This window comes from Xaviernesmea rhizosphaerae, from assembly GCF_001938945.1.
In the GTDB taxonomy this organism is placed as follows: Bacteria; Pseudomonadota; Alphaproteobacteria; order Rhizobiales; family Rhizobiaceae; genus Xaviernesmea; species Xaviernesmea rhizosphaerae.
The window spans coordinates 211,892-234,750 of the sequence record NZ_MKIO01000021.1; the positions used below are offsets into that span (position 1 = coordinate 211,892).

16 protein-coding genes are annotated in these 22,859 nt (G+C 66.5%); 11 read left to right on the forward strand and 5 right to left on the reverse strand.

Annotated elements, in window-relative coordinates; all coding sequences use genetic code 11:
- Nucleotides 1–300 precede the first annotated feature (300 nt).
- The 3 genes from BJF92_RS04755 to BJF92_RS04765 all read right to left on the reverse strand — a co-directional run bounded on the left by BJF92_RS04755 (nt 301) and on the right by BJF92_RS04765 (nt 3,561).
- Nucleotides 301–1,347, reverse strand: coding sequence for a quaternary amine ABC transporter ATP-binding protein (locus BJF92_RS04755; protein WP_075633617.1), 1,047 nt, complete (start codon nt 1,345–1,347; stop codon nt 301–303).
- Nucleotides 1,340–2,248 (reverse strand): ABC transporter permease, encoded by a 909-nt coding sequence (locus BJF92_RS04760; protein WP_075633618.1) that lies wholly within the window; start codon nt 2,246–2,248, stop codon nt 1,340–1,342. Before BJF92_RS04760 ends, BJF92_RS04755 begins: the two co-directional genes overlap by 8 nt.
- A 311-nt stretch (nt 2,249–2,559) precedes the next feature.
- Nucleotides 2,560–3,561, reverse strand: coding sequence for an ABC transporter substrate-binding protein (locus BJF92_RS04765; protein ID WP_075633619.1), 1,002 nt, complete (start codon nt 3,559–3,561; stop codon nt 2,560–2,562).
- An 887-nt stretch (nt 3,562–4,448) separates the two neighbouring features.
- Between BJF92_RS04765 and BJF92_RS04770 the strand changes: the two genes are divergently transcribed.
- Together BJF92_RS04770 and BJF92_RS04775 are read left to right on the forward strand one after the other, a co-directional pair.
- Nucleotides 4,449–5,921: a cobyric acid synthase gene (locus BJF92_RS04770; protein WP_075633620.1), complete on the forward strand. Its 1,473-nt coding sequence runs from the start codon at nt 4,449–4,451 to the stop codon at nt 5,919–5,921.
- Nucleotides 5,922–5,996: 75 nt separating this feature from the next.
- Nucleotides 5,997–7,817 (forward strand): methyl-accepting chemotaxis protein, encoded by a 1,821-nt coding sequence (locus BJF92_RS04775; protein WP_075633621.1) that lies wholly within the window; start codon nt 5,997–5,999, stop codon nt 7,815–7,817.
- Nucleotides 7,818–7,860: 43 nt separating this feature from the next.
- Here the strand turns inward: BJF92_RS04775 and BJF92_RS04780 are convergent, their stop codons facing one another.
- The gene (locus tag BJF92_RS04780) at nt 7,861–9,657 is read right to left on the reverse strand and encodes a chloride channel protein (protein ID WP_078057840.1); all 1,797 of its coding nucleotides are present in this window, start codon (nt 9,655–9,657) and stop codon (nt 7,861–7,863) included.
- Between the two features lie 540 nt (nt 9,658–10,197).
- Here BJF92_RS04780 and cobU point away from each other — a divergent pair.
- The 4 genes from cobU (at nt 10,198) to cobO (ending at nt 16,728) form a co-directional block, all read left to right on the forward strand.
- On the forward strand, nt 10,198–10,716 hold the full coding sequence (cobU, locus tag BJF92_RS04785; RefSeq protein ID WP_075633622.1) for a bifunctional adenosylcobinamide kinase/adenosylcobinamide-phosphate guanylyltransferase: 519 nt from the start codon (nt 10,198–10,200) through the stop codon (nt 10,714–10,716).
- Nucleotides 10,717–10,946: 230 nt separating this feature from the next.
- A complete protein-coding gene (gene cobW / locus BJF92_RS04790) occupies nt 10,947–12,035 on the forward strand; it encodes a cobalamin biosynthesis protein CobW (RefSeq protein WP_075633623.1) in 1,089 nt (362 codons plus the stop codon).
- A 221-nt stretch (nt 12,036–12,256) separates the two neighbouring features.
- The gene (cobN, locus tag BJF92_RS04795; RefSeq protein ID WP_075633938.1) at nt 12,257–16,030 is read left to right on the forward strand and encodes a cobaltochelatase subunit CobN; all 3,774 of its coding nucleotides are present in this window, start codon (nt 12,257–12,259) and stop codon (nt 16,028–16,030) included.
- Nucleotides 16,031–16,080: 50 nt separating this feature from the next.
- Nucleotides 16,081–16,728 carry a cob(I)yrinic acid a,c-diamide adenosyltransferase gene (cobO, locus tag BJF92_RS04800; RefSeq protein WP_075633624.1) on the forward strand — a complete coding sequence of 216 codons (648 nt, stop codon included), beginning with the start codon at nt 16,081–16,083 and terminating at the stop codon, nt 16,726–16,728.
- Nucleotides 16,729–16,740: 12 nt separating this feature from the next.
- Here cobO and BJF92_RS04805 read toward each other — a convergent pair whose 3' ends face one another.
- The gene (locus tag BJF92_RS04805) at nt 16,741–17,523 is read right to left on the reverse strand and encodes a TSUP family transporter (RefSeq protein ID WP_075633625.1); all 783 of its coding nucleotides are present in this window, start codon (nt 17,521–17,523) and stop codon (nt 16,741–16,743) included.
- A gap of 414 nt (nt 17,524–17,937) precedes the next feature.
- On the opposite strand from BJF92_RS04805, the gene BJF92_RS04810 reads away from it, so the two are divergent.
- From BJF92_RS04810 to cbiB, 5 genes are all read left to right on the forward strand, one after another.
- Nucleotides 17,938–18,399: a cobalamin biosynthesis protein gene (locus BJF92_RS04810; protein ID WP_245294658.1), complete on the forward strand. Its 462-nt coding sequence runs from the start codon at nt 17,938–17,940 to the stop codon at nt 18,397–18,399.
- Between the two features lie 121 nt (nt 18,400–18,520).
- Complete coding sequence (gene cobA / locus BJF92_RS04815; RefSeq protein ID WP_075633626.1) at nt 18,521–19,363, forward strand: uroporphyrinogen-III C-methyltransferase; 843 nt, start codon at nt 18,521–18,523, stop codon at nt 19,361–19,363.
- Entirely contained in the window at nt 19,360–20,727 is a 1,368-nt protein-coding gene (locus BJF92_RS04820; protein ID WP_075633627.1) for a cobyrinic acid a,c-diamide synthase CobB, read from the forward strand. Before cobA ends, BJF92_RS04820 begins: the two co-directional genes overlap by 4 nt.
- Complete coding sequence (gene cobD, locus BJF92_RS04825; protein WP_075633628.1) at nt 20,724–21,806, forward strand: threonine-phosphate decarboxylase CobD; 1,083 nt, start codon at nt 20,724–20,726, stop codon at nt 21,804–21,806. Before BJF92_RS04820 ends, cobD begins: the two co-directional genes overlap by 4 nt.
- A complete protein-coding gene (cbiB, locus tag BJF92_RS04830; protein WP_075633629.1) occupies nt 21,803–22,777 on the forward strand; it encodes an adenosylcobinamide-phosphate synthase CbiB in 975 nt (324 codons plus the stop codon). Before cobD ends, cbiB begins: the two co-directional genes overlap by 4 nt.
- Nucleotides 22,778–22,859: the final 82 nt, after the last annotated feature.

Consider the following 22,859-nt stretch of genomic DNA (forward strand, 5'->3'; position numbering starts at 1 on the left):
ATCAAGGCATGGGAACGCATGACACAGGGACCGCATGACAGGGACGAGAGTATCGGACCGAAAGTCGGGAACCGGTTTTCGGAATAATCCGATGCAAAAACAAAAAGCCCGAGCATTGGACTGCGTGCGCTGCCAGTCCAATGCCCTCGCTGCCAGCCCATCGCCCACCGGGCATCCGCCGGTGTGGATGCGCCCGCAGGCTCGATCATAGGGCGATGTCGTGGGCGGCTCAAGGCGGATGGCCGGCCGAACGGTTTCACGGTTAAGAGAGGCTGAGAGTCCTGCGGCCGCCCGCCGGCTTCAGGCCGCCGCCTCACGCGCTTCCGTGCTCTCCGTCACCATGGCGCCGACCAGCGCGTGCAGGTCGAGACGGCCGAGCGGCAGGCCGGCCGGGTCCACCACATGCGCCACGGACGCACCCGCGCTGCTCAGATCCCGGGCTGCGGCCTCCAGCACCGTTCCAGCCGGGATAGCCGGGCCTTCCACCGGGCCCGATAGCGGCGTCATCACCGTTTCCACGCGCAGGACGCGGCCGCGATTGACCTCTTTCACAAAGGCGGCGATGTAGGCGTCGGCGGGGTATCGGACGATGTCCTGGCCGCTGCCCTGCTGGATCACCTCGCCATCGCGCAGGATCGCGATCTTGTCGCCGAGCCGCAGCGCCTCGTCGAGGTCGTGGGTGATGAAGACCACGGTCTTCTTCAATTCCTTCTGCAGATCGAGCAGGACGGTCTGCATGTCCACCCGGATCAGCGGATCGAGCGCCGAATAGGCCTCGTCCATCAGCAGGATTTCCGCGTCATTGGTCAGCGCACGGGCAAGGCCCACACGCTGCTGCATCCCGCCGGAGAGCTGGTTGGGATAGCGGTTCTCGAAGCCGGAGAGGCCGACCCGCTCGATCCATTCCATGGCGCGCCGGCGGCGCTCCATGCCGGGAACGCCCTGGATTTCCAGCCCGTAACAGGTGTTTTCCAGGATCGTGCGGTGCGGCAGCAGCGCGAATTTCTGGAACACCATGGCGGTCTTGTGCCGGCGGAATTCCCGCAGGTCGAGCTCGCTCATGCGGCAGATATCGACGCCGTCATAGAGGACCTCGCCCGAGGTCGGCTCGATCAGCCGGTTGATATGGCGGATCAGCGTGGACTTGCCCGAGCCGGACAGGCCCATCACCACCATCACGCCGCCGGCCGGCATGCTGATGTTGATGTCCTTGAGGCCGAGCACGTGGTTGTGCGTGGCATTGAGCTCGGTCTTGCTCATGCCGGCGCGCACGGCCTCCACGTGGTCTGCACCCCGCGCGCCGAAGATCTTGTAGAGATTGCGGATTTCGATCGCGTGGCTAGCCATGGACCACCTCCGAATGCTTCTGCAGCCGGCGGCCATAGGCCTGGCTGGCGCGGTCGAAGATGATGGCGATGCCGACCAGCGCGAAACCGTTGAGGAAGCCGATGGTGAAGAACTGGTTGTTGATGGCCTGCAGCACATTGCGCCCCAGACCGCCGACGCCGACCATCGAGGCGACCACCACCATGGCCAGCGCCATCATGATCGTCTGGTTGATGCCGGCCATGATGGTGGGCAGCGCCAGCGGGATCTGCACATTCTTCAACTTCTGCCAGGGCGAGGAGCCGAAGGCGTCGGCGGCTTCCAGCACCTCCTTATCCACCAGCCGGATGCCGAGATTGGTCAGCCGGATCATCGGCGGCACGGCATAGATCACCACGGCGATCAGCCCGGGCACCTTGCCGATGCCGAAAATCATCACCACGGGGATCAGATAGACGAAGCTCGGCATGGTCTGCATCACGTCGAGCACCGGATTGACGATGCGCTGCGCCCGATCGGAGCGCGCCATGACGATGCCGATGGGAATGCCGATCAGCACGGCCAGCAGGGTGGAAACGGTGACGATCGCCAGCGTGATCATCGTGTCGTTCCACAGGCCGAGGAGGCCGATGGCGAGCATAGCCACGGCGGCGCCGAGGGTGATGCGCCAGCTGCGGCTGGCGGCAAAGACGAAGGCGAGCAGAATGGCCAGCACCAGGATCCAGGGCGCGCCGGTGAAGGAGCGCTCCAGCAGGTTCAGGAACCATTGCAGCGGCGCCACCACCACATCGATCACATTGGCGTAGGAGCGCACCAGCGCCTTGAAGCTCTCGTCGATCGTCTTGCGCACCACGCGGATGGTGCCGTCATCGATCGCCGGAAACTTGCACAGAAGGGTCGGTAATGCGTCGCAAAGCGCCATGTCTTTCCCTTGTCTTGTCTTCTGAAATTCTCAGCGCCGGGCTGGAGCATCGGACGGAAAATCGCGCGCAGTCCCATGCTCCAGATTTTTGTCTTGCATCGAATCCTTCCGAAACCGGTTCCCGCTTTTCGGTCCGATGCTCCAAGCGCACGCCTTGCGCGGCGGGCGGGGCAGGGCGGGGGCGGTCTAGAGCATCAGACTGAAAATCGCATGCAGTCCGATGCTCTAATTTTTTGTTTTTGCATCGGATTTTTCCGAAAACCGGTTCCCACTTTTCGGTCCGATGCTCTAGCCCCGCGCCCCTCACGCCATCAGAGCGAGGACTGGATCTTCTCGGCCACCTCCGGCTTCACCCAGCCCTTCCACATGTCGGGATAGGTCTTGAGGAAATATTTGGCGGCATCCTCGTTGGTCGCCTGGTTCTCGTCCTTCCAGGCCAGCACCTTGTTGACCGTACCATTGTCCCATTTGCGCGCCTTGACATAGTCCATGGCCACGCCTGCCTTGTCGGCGAACTGCTTGGTCACGACCGTGTAGACATCGGAGATGGGATAGGCGTTGACCTTGGGCTTCGGGCAGTCCGGCACGGCGGTGCAGGCATCCCATTCGGCCTTGTCGTTCGGCACGCCGAAGGACAGCTTGGTCATCTCATATTTGCCGAGAATGGGCGTCGGCGCCCAGTAATAGCCGAGCCAGCCCTTCTTCTTTTCGAAAGCGCTGGCGATCGAGCCTTCCTGGCCGGCGGCCGAACCGGTGTCGACGAGCTCGAAGCCGGCCTCTTCGGCCTTCAGCGCGCGGTAAAGATTGGCCGAGGAGATCTGGCAGTTCCAGCCCGACGGGCAATTGTAGACGGCGGCCTTGGACGGGTCTTCCGGCGCCGGGAACAGCTCGGGATGCTTCAGCGCATCCTGAACGGTCTTGATCTCGGGATGAGCGTCCGACAGGAACTTCGGAATCCACCAGCCTTCCACACCGCCATCGCTGAGGATCTTTGCAGCCTCGATCAGCCGGCCTTCCTTCACCGCCGCGTCCAGCGGCGTGCGCACGGCATTGACCCAGAGTTCGGGCGCCATGTCGGGCTGGCCCTTCTCGTTCATCGAGGTGAAGGTGGGCATGGTGTCGCCGGCGACGATCGAGACCGAGCAGCCATAGCCATTTTCCAGAATGATCTTGTCGACATAGGCGGCAACGCCGGCCGAGGCCCAGTTCATTTCGGCAATGCTGACCTCGCCGCAGGCTGCGGCCCGGGCGCCGGTGCCGCTCAGCGCAAAGAGCGCGGCCGCGAGGCAGGTGGAGGCAAGAAGCGTCTTCATGTCTTTTGATCTCCCATTTTTCTCAAGGCATTCTTCGAAAGAACGTAGGCGTCGAAAGAAGGCAGTCGTCGAAATGAAGGGCCCTGCTCGTGCCGGGACCCGGATCATGTCGGAGCCCGTGGCTCCCCGCGCCAAGTCAGCGCCATGCACCGGCTCATCGAGCCGAAAGGTGTTTCGCGACGGCGCCTGCGTCCTGCGGGAGGACGTGGTCGTTCCGGCTGTCCGGGCAGGAGAGGGTGCACCGGATGGAAAGACAGGCCGACAATGTGCCGCTCTTTTGAACAAGCCTAAATATTTGACGCGGGAAATCAACCACTCTCCCGGCTCTGCTGTGGATGGCCACCGCGCACAAAATATTTAAACCCTCTCAGGTTGTTTTTTTCTCTATCCTGGGTGGACGTTTCCGCGCTGATTTCGGGTCCGCGCAGGCCTTTCGTGCTGGACCTGCTGTCTCTGAGACATGTTTTTGCCTGATTGCGTCATTGGCCCTCCCGAGAATTCGGGGCAGTCTTTCCGCGCGATTTTTTTTCCCTGAGGCCGTCACTAACCGTCCGGTAACCCTTCCCGCGCTATCACCTTCCTGCGGCGGCGAAAGCAGTCGTCCAGCCGGAGTTCAGGTGTTTTGCGTACCGGCTTGGTGCTTTTTTCGCAGGGGAACGGGTCTCCGCCTTTGTGCCCGCCTGCAATGGGGCCGCCTCGCGCTGGGCGCGACGCGGCCCCTTTTATTTGCGCGTCAGCGCGCCATCCTTCCGATCCCCGCTGCAGATGGTTCCTCCTCCCGCCCCCCCACATCGCCGCGCGCGATTGACAGGCGCGACCGCCATCCCGCAAACGGAAGGCTTCGACCCGGGCCTCTGGCGGCCCCGGATGGCAGGTGGAAAGATGCGATGACCAAGGCGATCATGCTCCAGGGAACCGGCTCGGATGTCGGCAAGACCGTGCTGGTCGCGGGGCTCTGCCGGCTGGCCGCGCGCCGGGGCCTGAAGGTTGCGCCGTTCAAGCCGCAGAACATGTCCAACAATGCCGCGGTGACCGCCGATGGCGGCGAGATCGGCCGGGCGCAATGGCTGCAGGCGCTGGCGGCCGGCATTCCCACCACCGTTCATATGAACCCGGTGCTCCTCAAGCCACAATCGGAAACCGGCTCGCAGGTGATCGTCCAGGGGCGCATGTTCGGCTCGGCGCGCGGGCGTGACTACCAGGCACTGAAACCGACGCTGATGCAGGCGGTGCTCGACAGCTTCGCCCGGGTCGGCGAAGGACGCGACCTCGTCATCGTCGAGGGGGCGGGATCGCCCGCAGAAATCAATCTGCGGGCCGGCGACATCGCCAATATGGGCTTTGCCACGAGGGCCGGCGTGCCGGTCGTGCTCGTCGGCGATATCGACCGCGGTGGCGTGATCGCCTCGATCGTCGGCACCAAGGCAGTGCTGCCGGCCGAAGATGCGGCGATGATCCAGGGCTTTCTGATCAACAAGTTCCGGGGCGATGTGTCGCTTTTCGATGAGGGCGTCGCCGCCATCACCCGCCATACGGGCTGGCCCTGCTTCGGCGTCGTCCCCTGGCTGAGATCGGCCGGGCGGCTGCCGGCGGAGGATTCGGTCACGCTGGAGCGGCTGGTCGAGGGGCAGGCGCGCGCGCTGAAGATCGCCGTCCCCGTGCTGCCGCGCATCGCCAATTTCGACGATCTCGACCCCCTGAAGGCGGAGCCGGCGGTCGAGCTCGTTTTCGTCAAGGCAGGGTCACCGCTGCCGGCCGATGCTGCCCTCGTGGTGCTGGCAGGCTCCAAGGCGACGATTTCCGACCTGCAGGTGTTGCGCGACAATGGCTGGGACGCAGACCTTGCCCGCCATGTGCGCCGCGGCGGCCGCGTGATCGGCCTGTGTGGCGGCTATCAGATGCTGGGCCGGCGGATTGTGGACCCGCTGGGGCTGGAGGGCGTGCCGGGCACGGTCGAAGGGCTCGGCTTGCTGGATGTCGAGACGGAACTCTCGCCGGAAAAAGTGCTTCACGACGGGGCCGGCTGGTCCGTCGAGTTCGACCTGCCACTGCAAGGCTATGAAATTCACCTCGGCGTCACGCGCGGGCCCGATTGCGCACGGGCGCCAGTCCTGTTGCGCGGCCAGCCTGACGGCGCGGCATCGCCGGATGGACGGGTGAGCGGCACCTATCTGCACGGGCTCTTTTCCAGCGACGGCTATCGCCGTGCATTGCTGGCCCGGTTCGGCGTCACGTCCTCGATCGACAATTACCGGCAGCAGGTAGAAGATGCGCTTGATCAGGTCGCCAGTGAACTGGAGGCGGTGCTCGATTCGTCCTGGCTCGAGCGCCTTTTTGCACTTAAGCCCCTCTTTTCATAAGAATATAAGAAAATTTAAATAAATCAGATTCACCATCCTGGCTTGTATTGAAAACAGCGTCTTGGGACGGTTGATATGAACAGGCTTAGTTTTCTCGCGAAATTCGTGGTGGTCTTGACGATACTGAGCATCGTCGGCATCGGCGCGGTGGCATTCCTGACGTACCAGATGGTCAATATCTCAGCAAATTACAACGAACTGGCCAGTGGCAAGCTCTATGCCTCGCAGCGGCTGACACGCGCCAATCGCGCCATTCAGGGGCTTCGCGCCGCCAGTGGCGACAGCATGAATGCGGACACGCCGGCAGGCTTTGCCGCTGCGGCCAAGGAGGCAAAGGAGGCGCGCACGACGGTCGAGGAATCCTTTGTCCATGCCCTTCAGGCTGTTCCCGGCCATGGCGAGCTTCTGGCGCAGCAGAAGCTCGCCATGGAGGTGCTGCAGCAAAAATGCGCCCCTTTGTGGGTGTTCCTTGACGGGCAGGGCACACCATCCGAGCAGCAAAGCTTCGCCAAAAACGGGCTGCCGGAATGCCGGAAAGGCCTGATTGACGTTAGCCAGACGCTCGGTACCGTGGGCGTGAGCTTCGTCAACGAAAGCTTCAAGGAACTGGGCGTGCTCGGCGATACGACGTATCGTGCGACCGCGACCGCTGTCATCCTCGTCTCCGTCACGCTGATTCTCGCCTTTGCCGGCAGCCTCTTCATGCTCCGCCGCAGCATCGTGATGCCGACGCTTCGGCTGGCGCGCACGATGGAATCGCTTGCCGGCGGCGACCTCAGCGCCGAGGTCGAAGGCACCACCCGCCAGGACGAACTGGGCGTGATGGCCCGCGCGCTGCAATATTTCAAGGACAGGACGCAGGAGGCCGGCGCGCTCGCACGTGACGCGGAGCGCATGCGCGCGGAGGCGGATGCCGAGCGCCAGCGCAACCTCGACGCCGACACTCGCCGCGCCGCCGCCATGGGCGAGGCGACGCGCGGTCTCGGTCAGGCGCTGGAGCATCTTGCCGGTGGCGACCTGAGCTTCCGGCTCAAGACGCCCTTCGCGCCGGAGTTCGAGCAGTTGCGCGCCAATTTCAACCGGGCGAGCGAGCATCTGGGCGAGGTCATCGCCTCCGTCAGCGAGGTTGCCACGCTGATCGATGTCGGCACCTCGGAAATAAACCAGGGTTCACAGGACCTTGCGCGGCGCACCGAACAGCAGGCGGCGGCGCTGGAGGAAACGGCGGCAACGCTCGGGCAGATCACCTCCGGCGTCTCCGGCGCGGCCAAGCGCCTCGAAGAGGCCCGCGCCTTTACCCAGCGCGCCAGCTCCGGCGCCACCCAGTCCAGCTCCGTCGTGGCGGAAGCGATCGACGCCATGCGTCGTATCGAGGAATCGTCGAACCAGGTCAGCAGCATCATCAGCGTCATCGACGAGATCGCCTTCCAGACCAACCTGCTGGCGCTCAATGCCGGCGTGGAGGCCGCGCGCGCCGGCGAGGCGGGCAAGGGCTTCGCGGTCGTTGCCCAGGAGGTGCGTGATCTCGCCCAGCGCTCCGCCAAGGCTGCCAAGGAAATCAAGGCGCTGATCCACACCTCCTCGGAACAGGTTGAAGGTGGCGTGCGCCTCGTCAACGTCACAGGCGACGCCCTGACGGTGATTGGCGGCCATATCGACGAGATCAACAGGCAGATGGAGGCTCTGGCAATGGCAGCGCGCGAGCAGTCTGTCGGCCTGTCGGAGATCAACAACACCGTCAACAGCATGGACCAGGTGACACAGAAGAATGCGGCCCTGGTGGAAGAGAGCAATATGGCCAGTGCCGCCCTTGCCGGGGAGGCTGCACGGCTGCGCAGCATGGTCGAATCCTTCCGGCTGCAGAACCAGCACATGGCCCATCGCAAGGTGGCCTGACGGTTGCCGCGCGACGGCCGGCCTTCCAGACCTCAGGCGCGCTTCACAATTCGCCCGAGGCCTCGCGCCGCCGCCGGTCCAGCTCCTCGCTGTAGCGGCGCAGCGTGTGGCTCTCGGTCAGGAGGCCGGCGACGCGCCGCTCGATCATGTTGTTGACCACGGCCAGAGCGTCGCTCTCGCTCTTGTCGAACAGCGCCGCCGCCTGCTTGGCGTTCATCGTCGGCAGGAGCACGCTGTTGCGCAGGCTGATGAAGCGATCGAGATCCTGGCGCTCGCCCTCTTCCTCCATCGGGCTGGCATAGACTTCCGGCACAAGGATCATGCCGACATAGCGGTTGGCCTCGTCGACCGCGACCACGCGCTGGGTCGAACCCAGCGGAAAATCGCGCTTGAACTCGGCGAGGCTGCGGCTGGCGGGCGTGGTGCGCACATCGGCGCGCATCAGCCGTCCCACGGTCAGATTGCGGATCCAGCCGACATCATGGGCGCTGCGAATGCTTTCGCCGCGCAGATGGAAGCGCCAGGTGGCGAAGGAATAGCCGAAGGTGGTGCGGGTGACGAGCGAGGAGGTGATCACGGCGGCGAGCACCAGCACGGTGATGGGAAAGTCGCCGGTGATCTCCAGCGCCAGGAAGGTCATGGTCAGCGGCCCGCCGATGACGGCAACCGCCAGCGCGCTCATGCCGACCACGGCATAGACCACAGGCGTCAGCGTGGCCTCTGGAAAGGCGAGCATGGCGCCGAAGGCGAAGATCTTGCCCAGCAGTGCGCCCATGAACAGCGAGGCGAAGAACAGGCCGCCGCGAAAACCGGACCCGATCGACACGGCCGAGGCGATCGATTTCAGCAGGAACAGGCCGACCAGAACGGCGATGGTCGGCTCGTTGGCGAGGTTGAGATGCATGGCGCCGTGCCCGCCCGAGAGCACCTGCGGCGAGACGGTCGCCAGCACGCCGACGACGATGCCGCCGATCGGCGGGCGCAGCGGCGCGGGAATGGCGCTCTTGCGCGCGAGCTCCTCCGTCAGCGACACGCCTTTCATGATCAGGATGCCGATGCCCGACGCAGCCGCGCCCAGAAGGATCGCGGGCGGATAATCCGCCAGCGTCACCACGTCGAACGTGCCGATATCGATGACGAATTCGTCGCCCGAGATCAGCCGCGCCACGAGATTGGCGATCAGCGCGGAGACGATTACGGGCGTGAGCGAGACGATGGTGTAGGAGCCGATGATCAGCTCGAAGGCGTAGAAGGCGCCCGTCAGCGGCGCGTTGAAGGCCGCCGCGATCGCACCCGCCGCGCCGCAGCCGAGGAGCAGCCGGGCATCGGCGCGGCGCAGCTGCAGGAAGATGCTGATCTTGGAGGCAAGGCCCGAGGCCACCTGGGTATAACCCGCTTCCAGCCCCACCGATGCGCCGAACCCATTTGAGACCAGGTTCTGCACGGCGACGACGAGGCTGTCGGTCAGCGACAGCCGCCCGCCATGCAGCGCATTGGCCTCGATCGGGTCGACCATCGGCTTCTTGCGCCAGCGGGCGAGGAAGAACAGCAGGATGCCCAGCACCAGACCGCCGACGATCGGCGCCATCAGCACCGAGAGTTCGCCCTTGAGGTCGCTGGCGCTCAGGCGCTGATGGTCGGCAATGCCGAAGATCAGACGGTGCAGGCTCAGGGAAATGTAGCTCATCAGACTGACCGCCAGACCGGCCAGCGCGCCGACGACCACGGCGGCGGCCACCAGGCCGACCTCGCTGCGGCGGGCAAAGGCGCGCAGCCGCGCCGGCTCCAGCGGCCTCAGGAGATGGCGGATCCGTGCCATCCAGTCTTGCGCCTTGCCCATGCTCTGCCTGCCTTTTCCTACCCCTTGCGGCCGCGCCTTGTCGGACAGCCCTTGCCGGCGCCGGCGTGTCGAGTTGACCACGCTCTGCCGCCTGCCTATCTTTCCTGTTGCGCGCCTCGTGCAAGAGCGCATGAGCGCGTGACGGGCCCGCCCGCCGCATTTTCTCTCGGTCCTGATGCGATGCCGCATGGTGCGGGCGCGTGCGGGGCCAAGCGATCATTGCGGTCGTGTGTCGCGCGGTTGCAGTCTGTGATCAACCCCGGGCGGACGCCTCCTCATCTACGAATCGTCCCCCATTCGCCGATCGTCAACCGAACGACACGGGCGGGCTCGACCCGCATGGGGCAAAGCCGTCCGGCTCGCCGGGGGCTGCGAACGCCGTCTTGACGCGTCAGACCACGGGTGCAAAGGGTCGATCCCGTCGACCACTGCGGATCATCGGCCGAGGGTCATGGCGACCTGCAGATAAGGACGAGATTTGTCAGCGGCGTGACGGTCCCTTGCGGGCCGGCGAGACCAGCCCGATCGAAGGATTTTCCCATGACAGAGCGGCTCACTCTGGTGCTTGGCGGTGCGCGCTCCGGCAAGTCTCGCTTCTCCGAGGCTCTGGCCGAAGCCTGCGGGCTGGAGCGGCATTACATCGCCACTGCCCAGGCTTTCGATCCGGAGATGGAAGAGCGTCTTGCCCATCACAAGGCCCGGCGCGATCAGGCCTGGACCACGCATGAGGAGCCGCTGGATCTTGTGGGTGTGCTGCGTGACGTCGCCTTGCCGGGGCGGATCGTGCTTGTCGATTGCCTGACGCTGTGGGTCACCAATCTGATGATGGCGGAGCGACAGGTGGATGCGGAGGGCGAGCGGCTGGCCGCCGCGCTGTCCACACTGTCCGCGCCGGTGATTCTCGTTTCCAACGAAGTCGGTCTCGGTATCGTGCCGGACAATGCCATGGCGCGCGTCTTCCGCGACCATGCGGGGCGGCTGCATCAGGCGATCGCCGCCGTGGCCGACACTGTCTATTTCATCGCGGCCGGGCTGCCCTTGACGATGAAGGGTGGCTGAAGGGGCCCGCCTCTTGCAGCACGGTGGGCAACGTCACCCACAGCCTGTTGATCAACTAGATCTTGATCGCCTTGGCGCTTGCCTATACCAGACCTAGGGCATCGGACTGAAAACTGGGAACCGGTTTTCGTGAAAATCCGATGCTAGACAAAAAAGATGATGCTTCGGGCTGTAGATGATGTTCAGTCCGATGCGCCAGACCGATTTTGCCCGACACGCAGGATGATGCCATGACCGCCGAAACCAGCCGCGCCGCAGATCTCACCCCTAAGGGGGCCGCGACGGGCAAGATCCCCGCCACCGTCATCACCGGCTTTCTCGGTGCCGGCAAGACGACGATGATCCGCAACATCCTGCAGAATGCCGAGGGCAAGCGCATCGCGCTGATCATCAACGAATTCGGCGATCTCGGCGTGGATGGCGAGGTCTTGAAGGGCTGCGGCGTTGAGACCTGCACCGAGGACGACGTGATCGAGCTGACCAATGGCTGCATCTGCTGCACCGTTGCCGATGACTTCATCCCGACGATGACGGCGCTTCTGGAGCGGCCGAACCGGCCCGACCACATCGTCATCGAGACCTCCGGCCTCGCTCTGCCGCAGCCGCTGATCGCCGCCTTCAACTGGCCCGATATCCGCACCCAGGTGACCGTCGACGGCGTCGTCACCGTGGTCGACAGCGCGGCGGTGGCGGCCGGGCGCTTCGCCGAGGATCACGACAAGGTCGCCGCCCAGCGCGTGGCCGATGACAGCCTCGATCACGAAAGCCCGATCGAGGAACTGTTCGAGGATCAGCTGACCGCGGCGGATCTGATCGTTCTCAACAAGACCGACCTTCTGGACGCCGAGGGGCTGGCGGCCGTGCGCCGCGAGGTCGCCACCCGCACGGCCCGCAAGCCTGCCATGGTCGAGGCAAGCCAGGGCTCGGTGCCGGTTTCGGTGCTTCTCGGCCTCAATGTCGGGACGGAAGGCGATATCGCCAACCGCAAGTCCCATCACGAGATGGAGCATGAGGCCGGCGAGGAGCATGATCACGACGAGTTCGACAGTTTCGTCGTAGCGCTCGGTCCGGTCGCCGCGCCCGAGGCGCTGGTGGCCCGGCTGAAGGAGATCATCGCCGCGCACGACATTCTCCGGCTCAAGGGTTTCGTCGCCGTCGAGGGCAAGCCGGCGCGGCTGCTGATCCAGGCGGTCGGCCAGCGCGTCGACAGCTATTTCGACCGCCCCTGGGCGCCCGGCGAGGCGCGCGAAAGCCGGCTGGTGGTCATCGGTCTGGCCGGCCTTGATCGCGCGGCGATCGAGCATGCGCTGCAGGCTTAGGCGGCGGGGATCGATCGCCCCGCAGCTGCGTGACAGGATCCGGCGTCGAGGGATCGCAAAGGCCGGGATCTCCGGGATCTGATATCGGAACCGGCGCGATGGTGCGGATGGCCTTGCATCCGCCGCCGTGCTGCGCCATCCCATGCCCTTGCATCGGCGGATGTTCCGGGGAGCCTGACCCGCTTCGGCCCATTAATCCAGTTTCAACGCGCGGAGAGATGATGCACCTGCTTCTGGCCCAGAAAGGCACGATTGCCGATGGCGAGGAGGCGATCGACCTGGGTCAGTCGCCCGGCGATCTCCTGTTCTTGTCCGCCGCCGATACCGAGCTGTCGGCCGTTGCCGCCGCCCATGGCGCCCTGATGGCGCAGCGGCAGAGTGGGCTCACCCTGCGCGTCGCCAGCCTGCTGGCGCTCAAGCATCCCATGTCGGTCGATACCTATGTCGCCCGCATGGTCGCGAAAGCGCGGCTGATCGTCATCCGTCCGCTCGGGGGCGCCAGCTATTTCGGCTATCTGCTGGAGGCCTTCCACGCCGCCGCCCGTGCGCATGGCGTGGCCATCGCCGTGATCCCGGGCTGTGAGAAGCCGGATCCCGGGCTGGCCGTTTTCGCGACGGTGGGCGATGAGGACCGCGCCGCTCTCTGGGATTATTTCCTGCAAGGCGGAGAGGCCAATATGCGTGGCTTTCTCGCCTATGCCGAAGCGCTTGTTTCGGGAGGCGACAAGCCGCCTGCGGCAAGCCCGCTGCTCAAGGCCGGTATCTGGTGGCCCGGGCGGGGCATGATCGCGCGTGCCGAGTGGCAGGCCTTGCTGGCCGCGTCCCATGACCACGCCGCATCTGCATCAGCTCAGCCGCAGGGCTCAATGTCGCGCCCGCTGGCCGCGCTCTGCTTCTACCGCGCCCTGGTCCAGAGCGGCGAGACGGCGGCGGTGGCGGCGCTGGTCGAGGCGCTGCGGGCGGAAGGGCTCGATGTGCTGCCCGTCTTCGTCGCCAGCCTGAAGGATGCGGTGAGCGTCGCGACGCTGGAGACGCTGTTTGCCGCAACCCCGCCCGATGTCGTGCTGAACGCCACCGGCTTTGCCGTCTCCGCACCCGGTGCGGACCGCAAGCCCACCGTGCTGGAGGCCAGCGATGCGCCGGTGCTGCAGGTGGTCTTCGCCGGCTCATCGCGCGAGAGCTGGGAGGCCTCGGGCCAGGGCCTGCTGGCGCGCGATCTCGCCATGAATATTGCCTTGCCTGAAGTGGACGGGCGCATCATCAGTCGCGCCGTCTCCTTCAAGTCCGCCGGCCGCTATGACGAGCGGGTGGAGGCGACGCTTCTCGGCCACGAGCCGGTGGCCGACCGCATGGCCTTCGTTGCAAGCCTTGCCGCCAATTGGGCGCGGCTGCGCCGGACACCGAGGGCGCAGCGCCGGGTGGCGCTGCTTCTGTCGAACTATCCCTCCGGCGAGGGCCGCATCGGCAATGGTGTGGGACTCGACACGCCGGAGGCAACCGCGCATGTGCTCGCGGCCCTGTCGGAAGCCGGCTATGCTCTTGAGAACCTGCCCGCTGATGGCGCCGCGCTGATGGCGCGTCTGACGGTGGAAGACGGGGGGAGGGCGACATATTCGATCAAGGATTACAAGGATTTCCTGAGAGGTCTTCCCGTTCAGATTCAAGATGAAGTCACAGCCCGCTGGGGTGCGCCCGAGGCCGATCCGTCCGTGGTGGACGGCGCCTTCCGGCTGAAGCTCTTGCGGCTCGGCAACGTCGCCCTTGCCGTCCAGCCGCCGCGCGCGCCGGGGCTCGACCCAAAGGACAGCTACCACGCCGCCGACCTCGTTCCGCCGCATGGCTATCTCGCGCTCTATGCCTGGCTGCGCCGGCAGTTCAAGGCCAATGCGCTGATCCATATGGGCAAGCACGGCACGCTGGAATGGCTGCCGGGCAAGGCGCTGGCCTTGTCCGCGCGCTGCTATCCCGAGGCGATTCTGGGGCCGTTGCCGCATCTCTATCCCTTCATCGTCAACGATCCCGGCGAGGGCACCCAGGCCAAGCGCCGCACGGCCGCCGTCATCATCGACCATCTGACGCCGCCTTTGACCCGGGCCGAGAGCTACGGCCCGCTCAAGGAACTCGAGCGCCTCGTCGACGAATATTACGACGCCGCCGGCGGCGATCCGCGCCGGCTGAAACTGCTGACCCGCGACATCCTTGGCCTCGTTCGCGATCTCGGTCTCGATTCCGATGCCGGCATCCGGCCGGGGGATGGCGAGGCGGATGCGCTGAAGAAGCTCGACGCTTATCTCTGCGACCTTAAGGAAATGCAGATCCGCGACGGGCTGCATGTCTTCGGCCGCTCGCCCGAGGGCCGGCTGGCCGATGATCTCGTCACCGCGCTGGCCCGGGCCACGCGCGGTGAGGGAACGGGGGCGGGGAGCCTGCAGCGCGCCATTGCGCGCGATCTCGGCCTGCAGGCGGATGACGGCACGGCCTTCGATCCGCTCGATTGCGATGCGGCGGCGGCATGGACGGGCAAGCGGCCGGAGGCTCTTGCCGCGCTGGCCGACGGCTCCTGGCGCAGCGCCGGCGATACGGTGGAGCGCATCGAGGCACTGGCGAGCCGGCTGGTGGCTGGGGCGATGCCGGTTCCCGAGGATTGGCGCGAGACGGCAGCGGTGATTGCCGAAGTGGAGACGGTGCTGAAGCCTGCGGTCGCGGCCTGCGGCCCGGCCGAGATCGATGGGCTCCTGCGCGGGCTCGACGGGCGCTTCGTGGCCCCGGGGCCGTCGGGCGCGCCGACGCGTGGCCGGCCGGATGTGCTGCCCACGGGTCGCAATTTCTACTCCGTCGACAGCCGCGCCGTGCCGACGCCGGCGGCTTACGAGCTGGGACGCAAATCGGCCGAGCTTTTGATCCGCCGTTACCTGCAGGACCATGGCGACTGGCCGACCTCCTTCGGCCTGACGGCCTGGGGCACGGCCAATATGCGCACCGGGGGCGACGACATCGCCCAGGCCATGGCACTGATCGGCACGCGGCCGGTCTGGGATCCGTCCTCGCACCGCGTGACCGGCTATGAAATCCTGCCGCTCGCGCTGCTCGGCCGTCCGCGCGTGGATGTGACGCTGCGCGTCTCCGGCTTCTTCCGCGATGCCTTTCCCGATCAGATCGCGCTGTTCGACCGGGCGATCGCCGCTGTCGGCGCGCTGGAGGAGGACGAGGGCGACAACAGGATCGCCGCGCGCATGCGCGCCGACGCGGCGCGGCTCACCGCCGAGGGGCTTTCCGAGCGCGAGGCGCGCCGGCGCGCGGCCTGGCGCATCTTCGGCGCCGAGCCCGGCACCTATGGCGCGGGTCTCGAGCATCTGCTCGGCCGCAACGCCTTGCCCGATCGCGAATCGATCGCCAAGGCCTATCTCGACGCCGGCGGCTTTGCCTATGGCGCCGGCGAGGCCGGCACGCAGGCGCGCGACATGCTGGAAAGCCGGCTTCGCACGGTTGAGGCCGTGGTGCAGAATCAGGACAATCGCGAGCATGACCTGCTGGACAGCGACGGCTATTTCCAGTTCGAGGGCGGCATGGGCGCGGCGGTCGCCACACTTTCCGGCGCCGGCCCGCGCCACTATCACAACGACCATTCCCGCCCCGAGCGGCCGGTGATCCGCTCGCTGGAGGAGGAGATCGGCCGGGTGGTGCGCGGGCGCGTGGTCAACCCGAAATGGATCGCCGGCATGATGCGCCATGGCTACAAGGGCGCATTCGAGATCGCCGCAACGGTCGATTATCTCTGCGCTTTCGCCGCCACCACCGGGGCCGTTTCCAACCATCATTTCGAGGCCGTGCACCGCGCCTTCGTGCTGGACGAGGCGGTGCGCGACTTCATGGAAGCCCACAATCCGGCCGCGCGCGCCGACATGCTGGCGCGGCTCGACCAGGCGGTGGAGGCGGGTCTGTGGCAGCCGCGCTCCAACTCCGCCCGCTTCGGCCTGCGCGCGGCCGCCTTGTAAGACCTCGCGCGCCCGCGCGCCGAAAGCATATTTGCGAAAGGACTTTTCCCATGACCGAATTTGACGAGAGCCTGCCGGCGGCCGATGCCAGCGAAGAGGAGCTTGCCCGCCATGCCGCGAAGATGGCCAAGAAGAAGGCCGCCCGCGACAAGATCATGGCGACCAAGACCGATGGCAAGGGCCTGATCATCGTCAACACCGGCAAGGGCAAGGGCAAGTCCACCGCCGGTTTCGGCATGATCTTCCGCCACATCGCCCATGGCATGCCCTGCGCCGTGGTGCAGTTCATCAAGGGCGGCTGGGAAACCGGCGAGCGCACGCTGATCGAGCGCCATTTCGCCGATCTCTGCACCTTCCACACGCTGGGCGAGGGCTTCACCTGGGAAACCCAGGACCGCGCCCGCGACATCGCCATGGCCGCCAAGGCCTGGGAGACCTCCAAGGCGCTGATCCGCGATGCCAGGCATTCCATGGTGATGCTCGACGAGATCAACATCGCGCTGCGCTACGGCTATATCGATGCCGCCGAGGTGATCGCCTTCCTGACGGCGGAAAAGCCGCCGATGACCCATGTGGTGCTGACGGGGCGCAATGCGCGCGAGGACATCATCGAGATCGCCGATCTGGTGACCGAGATGGAGCTGGTCAAGCATCCTTTCCGCGCCGGCATCAAGGCGCAGATCGGGGTGGAGTACTGATCGCGGCCGATCCTACCAGCTGAGCCATAGCCGCAGCGGATTGGTCGGGTCCAGCAGCAGCCGTGTCGCAAGACCCAGGCAGGTGATGACGAGGAGCGGCTTGATGATGCGCGCGCCCGATTTCATCGCAAAGCGCGAGCCGAGCTGTGCGCCGAGAAACTGGCAGATGCCCATGGCGATGCCGATCTTCCAGTGCACCACGCCGAAGACGACGAAGACCAGGAAGCCGCCGACATTCGAGCCGAAGTTCAGGAGCTTGGTGTGGGCGGTGGCCTTGAGCACGCCGAATCCTGCCAGCGAGATGAAGGCCAGCATGAAAAAGGAGCCGGTGCCGGGGCCGAACATGCCGTCGTAAAAGCCGATCACGGGAACGACCGTGGCGGAGAAGGCGGCGACGGACAGGCGGCGTTCGCGGTCGATGTCGCCGACATTCGGCTTGAGCGCGAAATAGAGCGCGACGGCGATCAGGAGAAAGGGCAGGCCGATTCGCAGGATATCGGCCGGCAGATAGGTGGTGGCAATGGCGCCCAGCGCCGCGCCGCCGGCCGAAAGCAGGGCCAGCGGCAGCTGCTTTTTCAGGTCCACATGCCCGGCGCGCCCATAGGCGAGGCTTGCCGAGCCGGAGCCGAAGAGCGACTGCAGCTTGTTCGTCCCCAGAGTTTCGAGCGGCGGAAAGCCGGCCAGCAGCATGGCCGGCACGGTGATCATGCCGCCGCCGCCGGCAATCGAATCGACGAAGCCGGCGAGAAAGGCCGCGAGGAAAAGGAAGGCGACGAGGTGGAGGGCGATGTCCAAGCTTCTGTCCGTTCTTCGGCACCGGGCCGGTGAAAGCGGCCGTGTGGTCGCGCCGCGAAAAAGAGGGGGCCGGCAAAAGCGCAGGCTGGGCCACGCATCCTTGAGACCGGACTGTTGCCCGTCGCGCTTCCCGCAATGTCCCGGGCGTGGCGACCGTGGCGCGGGCCCTCTTTGTCAGAGCCTCTCCGGCGATGCAAAGCCTTTCTCCGCAGGTGGTGCCCGATGCACGGAAAAGGCCGCGGGCCGGGATAAGGGATACACCGTCCCTAGGGGTGGGACGTCCGTCTTTGCGCGCTCCTGTCGCGATGATGTTTGACCCCCATGGGTCGCTTGGGTAAACCGGTCGCATATTCCGCCTGCGGGCTCTGCCCGGCAGAATCGCCGAGCACGAGACCGGTCGGCAGAGAAGAGCAAGTGAAAGGACAGGGAACGGTGACGCTGCGCGCGGCAGAGGATGAGCGCAGGCCGAGCTTCGTGCTGGGTCTCGGCTGCAGGCGCGACAGTGAGGCCGGGCCATTGCTGGCGCTTGCCGAGGCTGTGCTGGCCGAGGCGGTGCGGACAGGGCTGGCCGGCGATGCAGAAGCGATCCGTCCGAGCGCCGTCGCCTCGCTCGACCGACGCGCCGCAGAGCCGGCGCTGCTGGCGGTCGCGGCCCATTATGCCGTGCCGCTCCTGACCTTCCCGGCCGACCGGCTGGAGGCGGAAACCCCGCGCCTCGCGTCTCCTTCCGCCCGAGTGCATGCCGCCACCGGCTGCCATGGCGTGGCCGAAAGCGCCGCCTTGGCGGCTGTCGGCTCCGCCGGCTGGCTGGCCGTTCCCAAGCGTATCGGCCGCGATGCGACTGCGGCGCTGGCAGCCGTTCAGGAGGTTCTATGACATTTCAAAGGTTTGAGCCTGTTTCCTTGGATGTCGGATGCGCGAATTCATGCGTTGAGTCAGGATGTGCAATCGCATGTGATTTTTCCCTCCATGCTCTCGGCGTCATGGACGGTGCGGCATGAGCGACGGGCTTTTTGCCGGCATGCCGGTGCTGGAGCCCGGCCATGTCTGGCTGGTGGGCGCCGGGCCAGGCGACCCCGGCCTTCTGACCCTGCATGCGCTGAACGCTCTGCGGCAGGCCGATGTGATCGTGCACGATGCGCTGGTCGATTCCGCCTGCCTGGCGCATGCCCGCCCCGATGCCCGCCTGGAGTTTGCCGGCAAGCGCGGCGGAAAACCCTCGCCCAAGCAGCGCGACATCTCGCTGCGGCTGGTGGAGCTCGCGAGCGCGGGTCTGCGCGTCCTCAGGCTCAAAGGCGGCGATCCCTTCGTCTTCGGCCGGGGTGGAGAGGAGGCGCTGACGCTGGTGGAGCACGATATCCCCTTCCGCGTGGTGCCCGGCGTCTCCGCCGGCATTGGCGGCCTCGCCTATGCCGGCATTCCCGTGACCCACAGGGACATGACACAGGCCGTGACCTTTCTCACCGGCCATGACGCCCATGGCATCGTGCCTGCGCAGATCGACTGGCAGGGCGTGGCCCGGGGCTCGCCCGTCATCGTCATGTATATGGCGATGAAGCATCTGGACCGGATCGCGGCGGAGCTGCTCAAGGCCGGGCGCCGGCCGGAGGAGCCGGTGGCCGTGGTCTGCCATGCGAGCACGGCGCAGCAGCGTGTGCTCGAAACCACGCTCGCCGCCGCCGCCGAGGCCGCGACCGCCGCCGGGCTGGAGCCGCCGGCCATCGTGGTTCTGGGCGAGGTGGTGCGGCTGCGCGGCGCGCTGGACTGGCTGGGCGCGCTGTCCGGCCGGGTTCTTTCCGCCGAAGGTTTCACGCAGACCACGGGGAGCTCGCGCGCATGAGCGGCCTTCTGATCGCCGCGCCGTCCTCGGGCTCGGGCAAGACCACCGTGACGCTCGGCCTGTTGCGGGCACTGAGGCAGCGTGGCGTCGCGCTGGCGCCGGGCAAGGCCGGGCCGGATTATATCGATCCCGCCTTCCACGCGGCGGCCTCGGGCACGCTCTGCCTGAATTTCGATCCCTGGGCCATGCGCCCCGCGCTGCTGCGCTCCAATGCCGACCGGCATGCCGCTGGTGGCAGGACGCTGGTGATCGAGGCGATGATGGGGCTGCACGATGCCGCCATGGACGGGCGGGGATCGCCCGCCGATCTGGCGGCGCTGCTCGATCTGACGGTCGTTTTCGTGGTCGATTGCGGGCGCATGGCGCAGTCCGTGGCGGCCCTGGTCATGGGCTATTCCGGCTTCCGCCAGGATTTGCGCTTCGGTGGCGTCATCCTCAACCGCGTCGGCAGCGACAAGCATGCGGCGATGCTCACCGGTGCGCTGGATGCGGCAGGCGTGCGCGTGCTCGGCTGCCTGCGTACGGATCCTGCCCTGCGCCTGCCGGAGCGTCACCTCGGCCTGGTGCAGGCGGGCGAGCAGGCGGACCTCGACGCCTTCATCGACCACGCCGCCCAGCGTGTGGCGGAAGGCTGCGATCTCCAGAGCATCCTTGCGCTGGCTGCGGGCGGCCGGGAGGCGGCGACGCCGGTCGCGGGGCTGGCGCCACCGGGGCAGCATGTAGCCGTCGCGCGCGATCTCGCCTTTGCCTTTTCCTATCCGCATCTTCTGGAGGACTGGCGGCGTCAGGGCGCGGAACTCTCCTTCTTTTCGCCCCTGGCGGATGAAGGGCCGGAGGCGCGCGCCGATGCCGTCTATCTGCCGGGCGGCTATCCCGAGCTGCACGCGCTGCGGCTTTCGGGCAATGGCGCGTTTCACGCGGGCATGGCGGCGGCGAAGGTGCGCGGAGCGCGCATCTTCGGCGAATGCGGCGGCTATATGGTTCTGGGAGAGGCGATCGTCGATGCGCAGGGCGTTTCCCATCCCATGCTCGGCCTTCTGCCTGTCGTCACCAGCTTTGCCCAGCGTCGGCGCCATCTCGGCTACCGCCGTCTCCAGCCTGTCGATGACAGCTTTTTTGAAGGTGCCCTGATGGCGCATGAATTTCATTATGCCAGCATCGTCTCGGAAGGGTCTGCCGAGCGCCTGTTCCTGGCGCAGGATGCGTCGGGACAGCCGATCGGTCCTGTGGGGCTGCGCCGCGATCGCGTCGCCGGCTCTTTCATGCATCTGATCGATCGGCGCGAGGAGGAAGGCCTCGCCGCGGCTGCGCCGGCATTCGGGCACATGACATTCGGGGAAATGACGCCAGGGGGTATGGCATGACGGATGCTCCGTTTTCCGGCCTGATCCCCGATCTGACGCCGCCGCCGATCCTTCATGGAGGCGGCCTGACGGCGGCCTTGCGCCACTATGGCGGACGGCGCGGCGACTGGCTGGATCTGTCGACCGGGCTCAACCCATGCCCGCCCGGCCTGCCGCCGATCGGCCCCGAGGCCTGGCACCGGCTGCCCGACGAGAGCGCCGTGCTTGAGGCGCGCCATGCCGCGCGGGATTTTTACGGCACCGGCGCGCTCCTCCCGCTGCCGGTCGCCGGCACGCAGGCCGCCATTCAGAGCCTGCCGGCCCTGCTTGCGGGCGGCGGCCGCGTGGCGATCCTCGCGCCGACCTATGGCGAATATCGCCGCGTCTTTCAGGCCGCCGGCCATGCTGTCGATCTCGTCACGGATCTCGACATGATTAGCGCGGAGCACCGGCTGGTGGTCATCGTCAATCCCAACAATCCGACCGGCCGCCTGCTGCCGGCCGCCACGCTGCTGGCGCTGGCCGACCGGCTTTCGGCCCAAGGCAGCATGCTGGTGGTGGACGAGGCCTTTGCCGATGTGGCCCCGCAGGAGAGCCTGGCCGGCCATGCCGGGCACAGGCCCGGCCTGATCGTGCTGCGCTCGCTCGGCAAGTTCTTCGGCTTTGCCGGCATCCGGCTGGGCTTCGTTCTGGCCGAGCCCGCGCTTCTTCTGCGGCTCGACCATCTTCTCGGCCCCTGGTCGGTCTCCGGTCCGGCGCTGGCGGTCGGCGCGGCTCTGATGCGCGGCGATGCCGGGGCGATCCGGGCGCGCATTCTGCGCCGCTCGCAGGGGCTCGACATGGCGCTTTCGGCAGCCAAGGTGCGTCATCTCGGCGGCACGCCGCTGTTTCGCCTGATCGAGGTGCCGGATGCGCGGCTGGTGCATGAGCGCCTCGCGCGGCTCCATATCCTCACCCGGCGCTTCGAGGAGCAGCCGACCTGGCTGCGCATCGGGCTTGCGCCCTCCGCCCAGGCGGATCTGCGGTTCGGCACGGCGCTGTGCGATGCGCTTGCGGCCCCGGGTCCGGTCCCGGCGTCAGCACAGGAGTCGGCATATTGAGCCGTGCCGTTATCCTCGTCATCGGGCTCCTGCTCGACCGGCTGATCGGCGATCCCGACTGGCTCTGGCGCCGTCTGCCGCATCCCGTCGTCTTTTTCGGCGCGGCGATCTCCCGGGCCGAGCGCCTGCTGAACCGCGGCCATGCCTCTTTTGCCACCCGCCGGCGCGCCGGCGTGCTGGCGATCGTGGTTCTGCTGTTGATGGCCGCTGGACTCGGACTCCTGCTTCACCGCCTCTTCGCCCTTGCCAGCCCGCTTGGCGGCGGCCTCCTCGAGGGGCTCGTCGTCTTCGTGTTGCTGGCGCAGAAGAGCCTTGCCGACCATGTTCTGGCCGTGGCCGAAGGATTGCGCCGGGACGGGCTGGAGGGCGGGCGCCAGGCCGTGTCGATGATCGTCGGCCGCGATCCCGCCCATCTCGATGCGCCGGCGGTCTGCCGCGCCGCGATCGAGAGCTTGGCGGAAAATTTTTCCGATGGCGTGGTGGCGCCGGCCTTCTGGTATCTCCTGGCAGGCCTGCCGGGCCTCATGGCCTACAAGATGCTGAACACGGCCGATTCGATGATCGGCCATAAGAACGAGCGTTATCTGGCCTTTGGCTGGGCCGCGGCGCGGCTCGACGACGCGGCCAATCTCGTTCCGGCGCGCCTGTCGATGTTTCTGCTGGCGGCGGGCGCCGCATGGGTGGCGGGGCGAAGGGCGGCGCTGAATGCCCTGTCGGTGGGCCTGCGCGATTCCGGTCTTCACCGCTCGCCCAATTCCGGCTGGCCGGAGGCGGCGATGGCCGGCGCACTGGACATCCGCCTCGCCGGCCCGCGCATCTATGGTGGACAACGTGTCGAGGAGCCGATGATGAACGGCGCAGGACGGGGCGAGGCGACGCGCGCGGATATCGAACGAGGCGTCTCGATCTTTTATGCGGCCTGCAGCCTGCTGACGGTGACCGTGCTTGTTCTTGTCCTTGTTCTGCCGTGATGCCTGCCGACACCGCGCAGAATTGTGGGGTCGGCGCACAGGCCATTGGCTTTTGCCGCGCAAGTTTCTATAGGTCAGCGCA

Bases quoted from the DNA above. Each gene is read 5' to 3' on its own strand.
- BJF92_RS04755 (WP_075633617.1), bottom strand. From the start codon at position 1,347: ATGGCTAGCCACGCGATCGAAATCCGCAATCTCTACAAGATCTTCGGC.
- BJF92_RS04760 (WP_075633618.1), bottom strand. From the start codon at position 2,248: ATGGCGCTTTGCGACGCATTACCGACCCTTCTGTGCAAGTTTCCGGCG.
- BJF92_RS04765 (WP_075633619.1), bottom strand. From the start codon at position 3,561: ATGAAGACGCTTCTTGCCTCCACCTGCCTCGCGGCCGCGCTCTTTGCG.
- BJF92_RS04770 (WP_075633620.1), top strand. From the start codon at position 4,449: ATGACCAAGGCGATCATGCTCCAGGGAACCGGCTCGGATGTCGGCAAG.
- BJF92_RS04775 (WP_075633621.1), top strand. From the start codon at position 5,997: ATGAACAGGCTTAGTTTTCTCGCGAAATTCGTGGTGGTCTTGACGATA.
- BJF92_RS04780 (WP_078057840.1), bottom strand. From the start codon at position 9,657: ATGGGCAAGGCGCAAGACTGGATGGCACGGATCCGCCATCTCCTGAGG.
- cobU (WP_075633622.1), top strand. From the start codon at position 10,198: ATGACAGAGCGGCTCACTCTGGTGCTTGGCGGTGCGCGCTCCGGCAAG.
- cobW (WP_075633623.1), top strand. From the start codon at position 10,947: ATGACCGCCGAAACCAGCCGCGCCGCAGATCTCACCCCTAAGGGGGCC.
- cobN (WP_075633938.1), top strand. From the start codon at position 12,257: ATGCACCTGCTTCTGGCCCAGAAAGGCACGATTGCCGATGGCGAGGAG.
- cobO (WP_075633624.1), top strand. From the start codon at position 16,081: ATGACCGAATTTGACGAGAGCCTGCCGGCGGCCGATGCCAGCGAAGAG.
- cobA (WP_075633626.1), top strand. From the start codon at position 18,521: ATGAGCGACGGGCTTTTTGCCGGCATGCCGGTGCTGGAGCCCGGCCAT.
- BJF92_RS04820 (WP_075633627.1), top strand. From the start codon at position 19,360: ATGAGCGGCCTTCTGATCGCCGCGCCGTCCTCGGGCTCGGGCAAGACC.
- cobD (WP_075633628.1), top strand. From the start codon at position 20,724: ATGACGGATGCTCCGTTTTCCGGCCTGATCCCCGATCTGACGCCGCCG.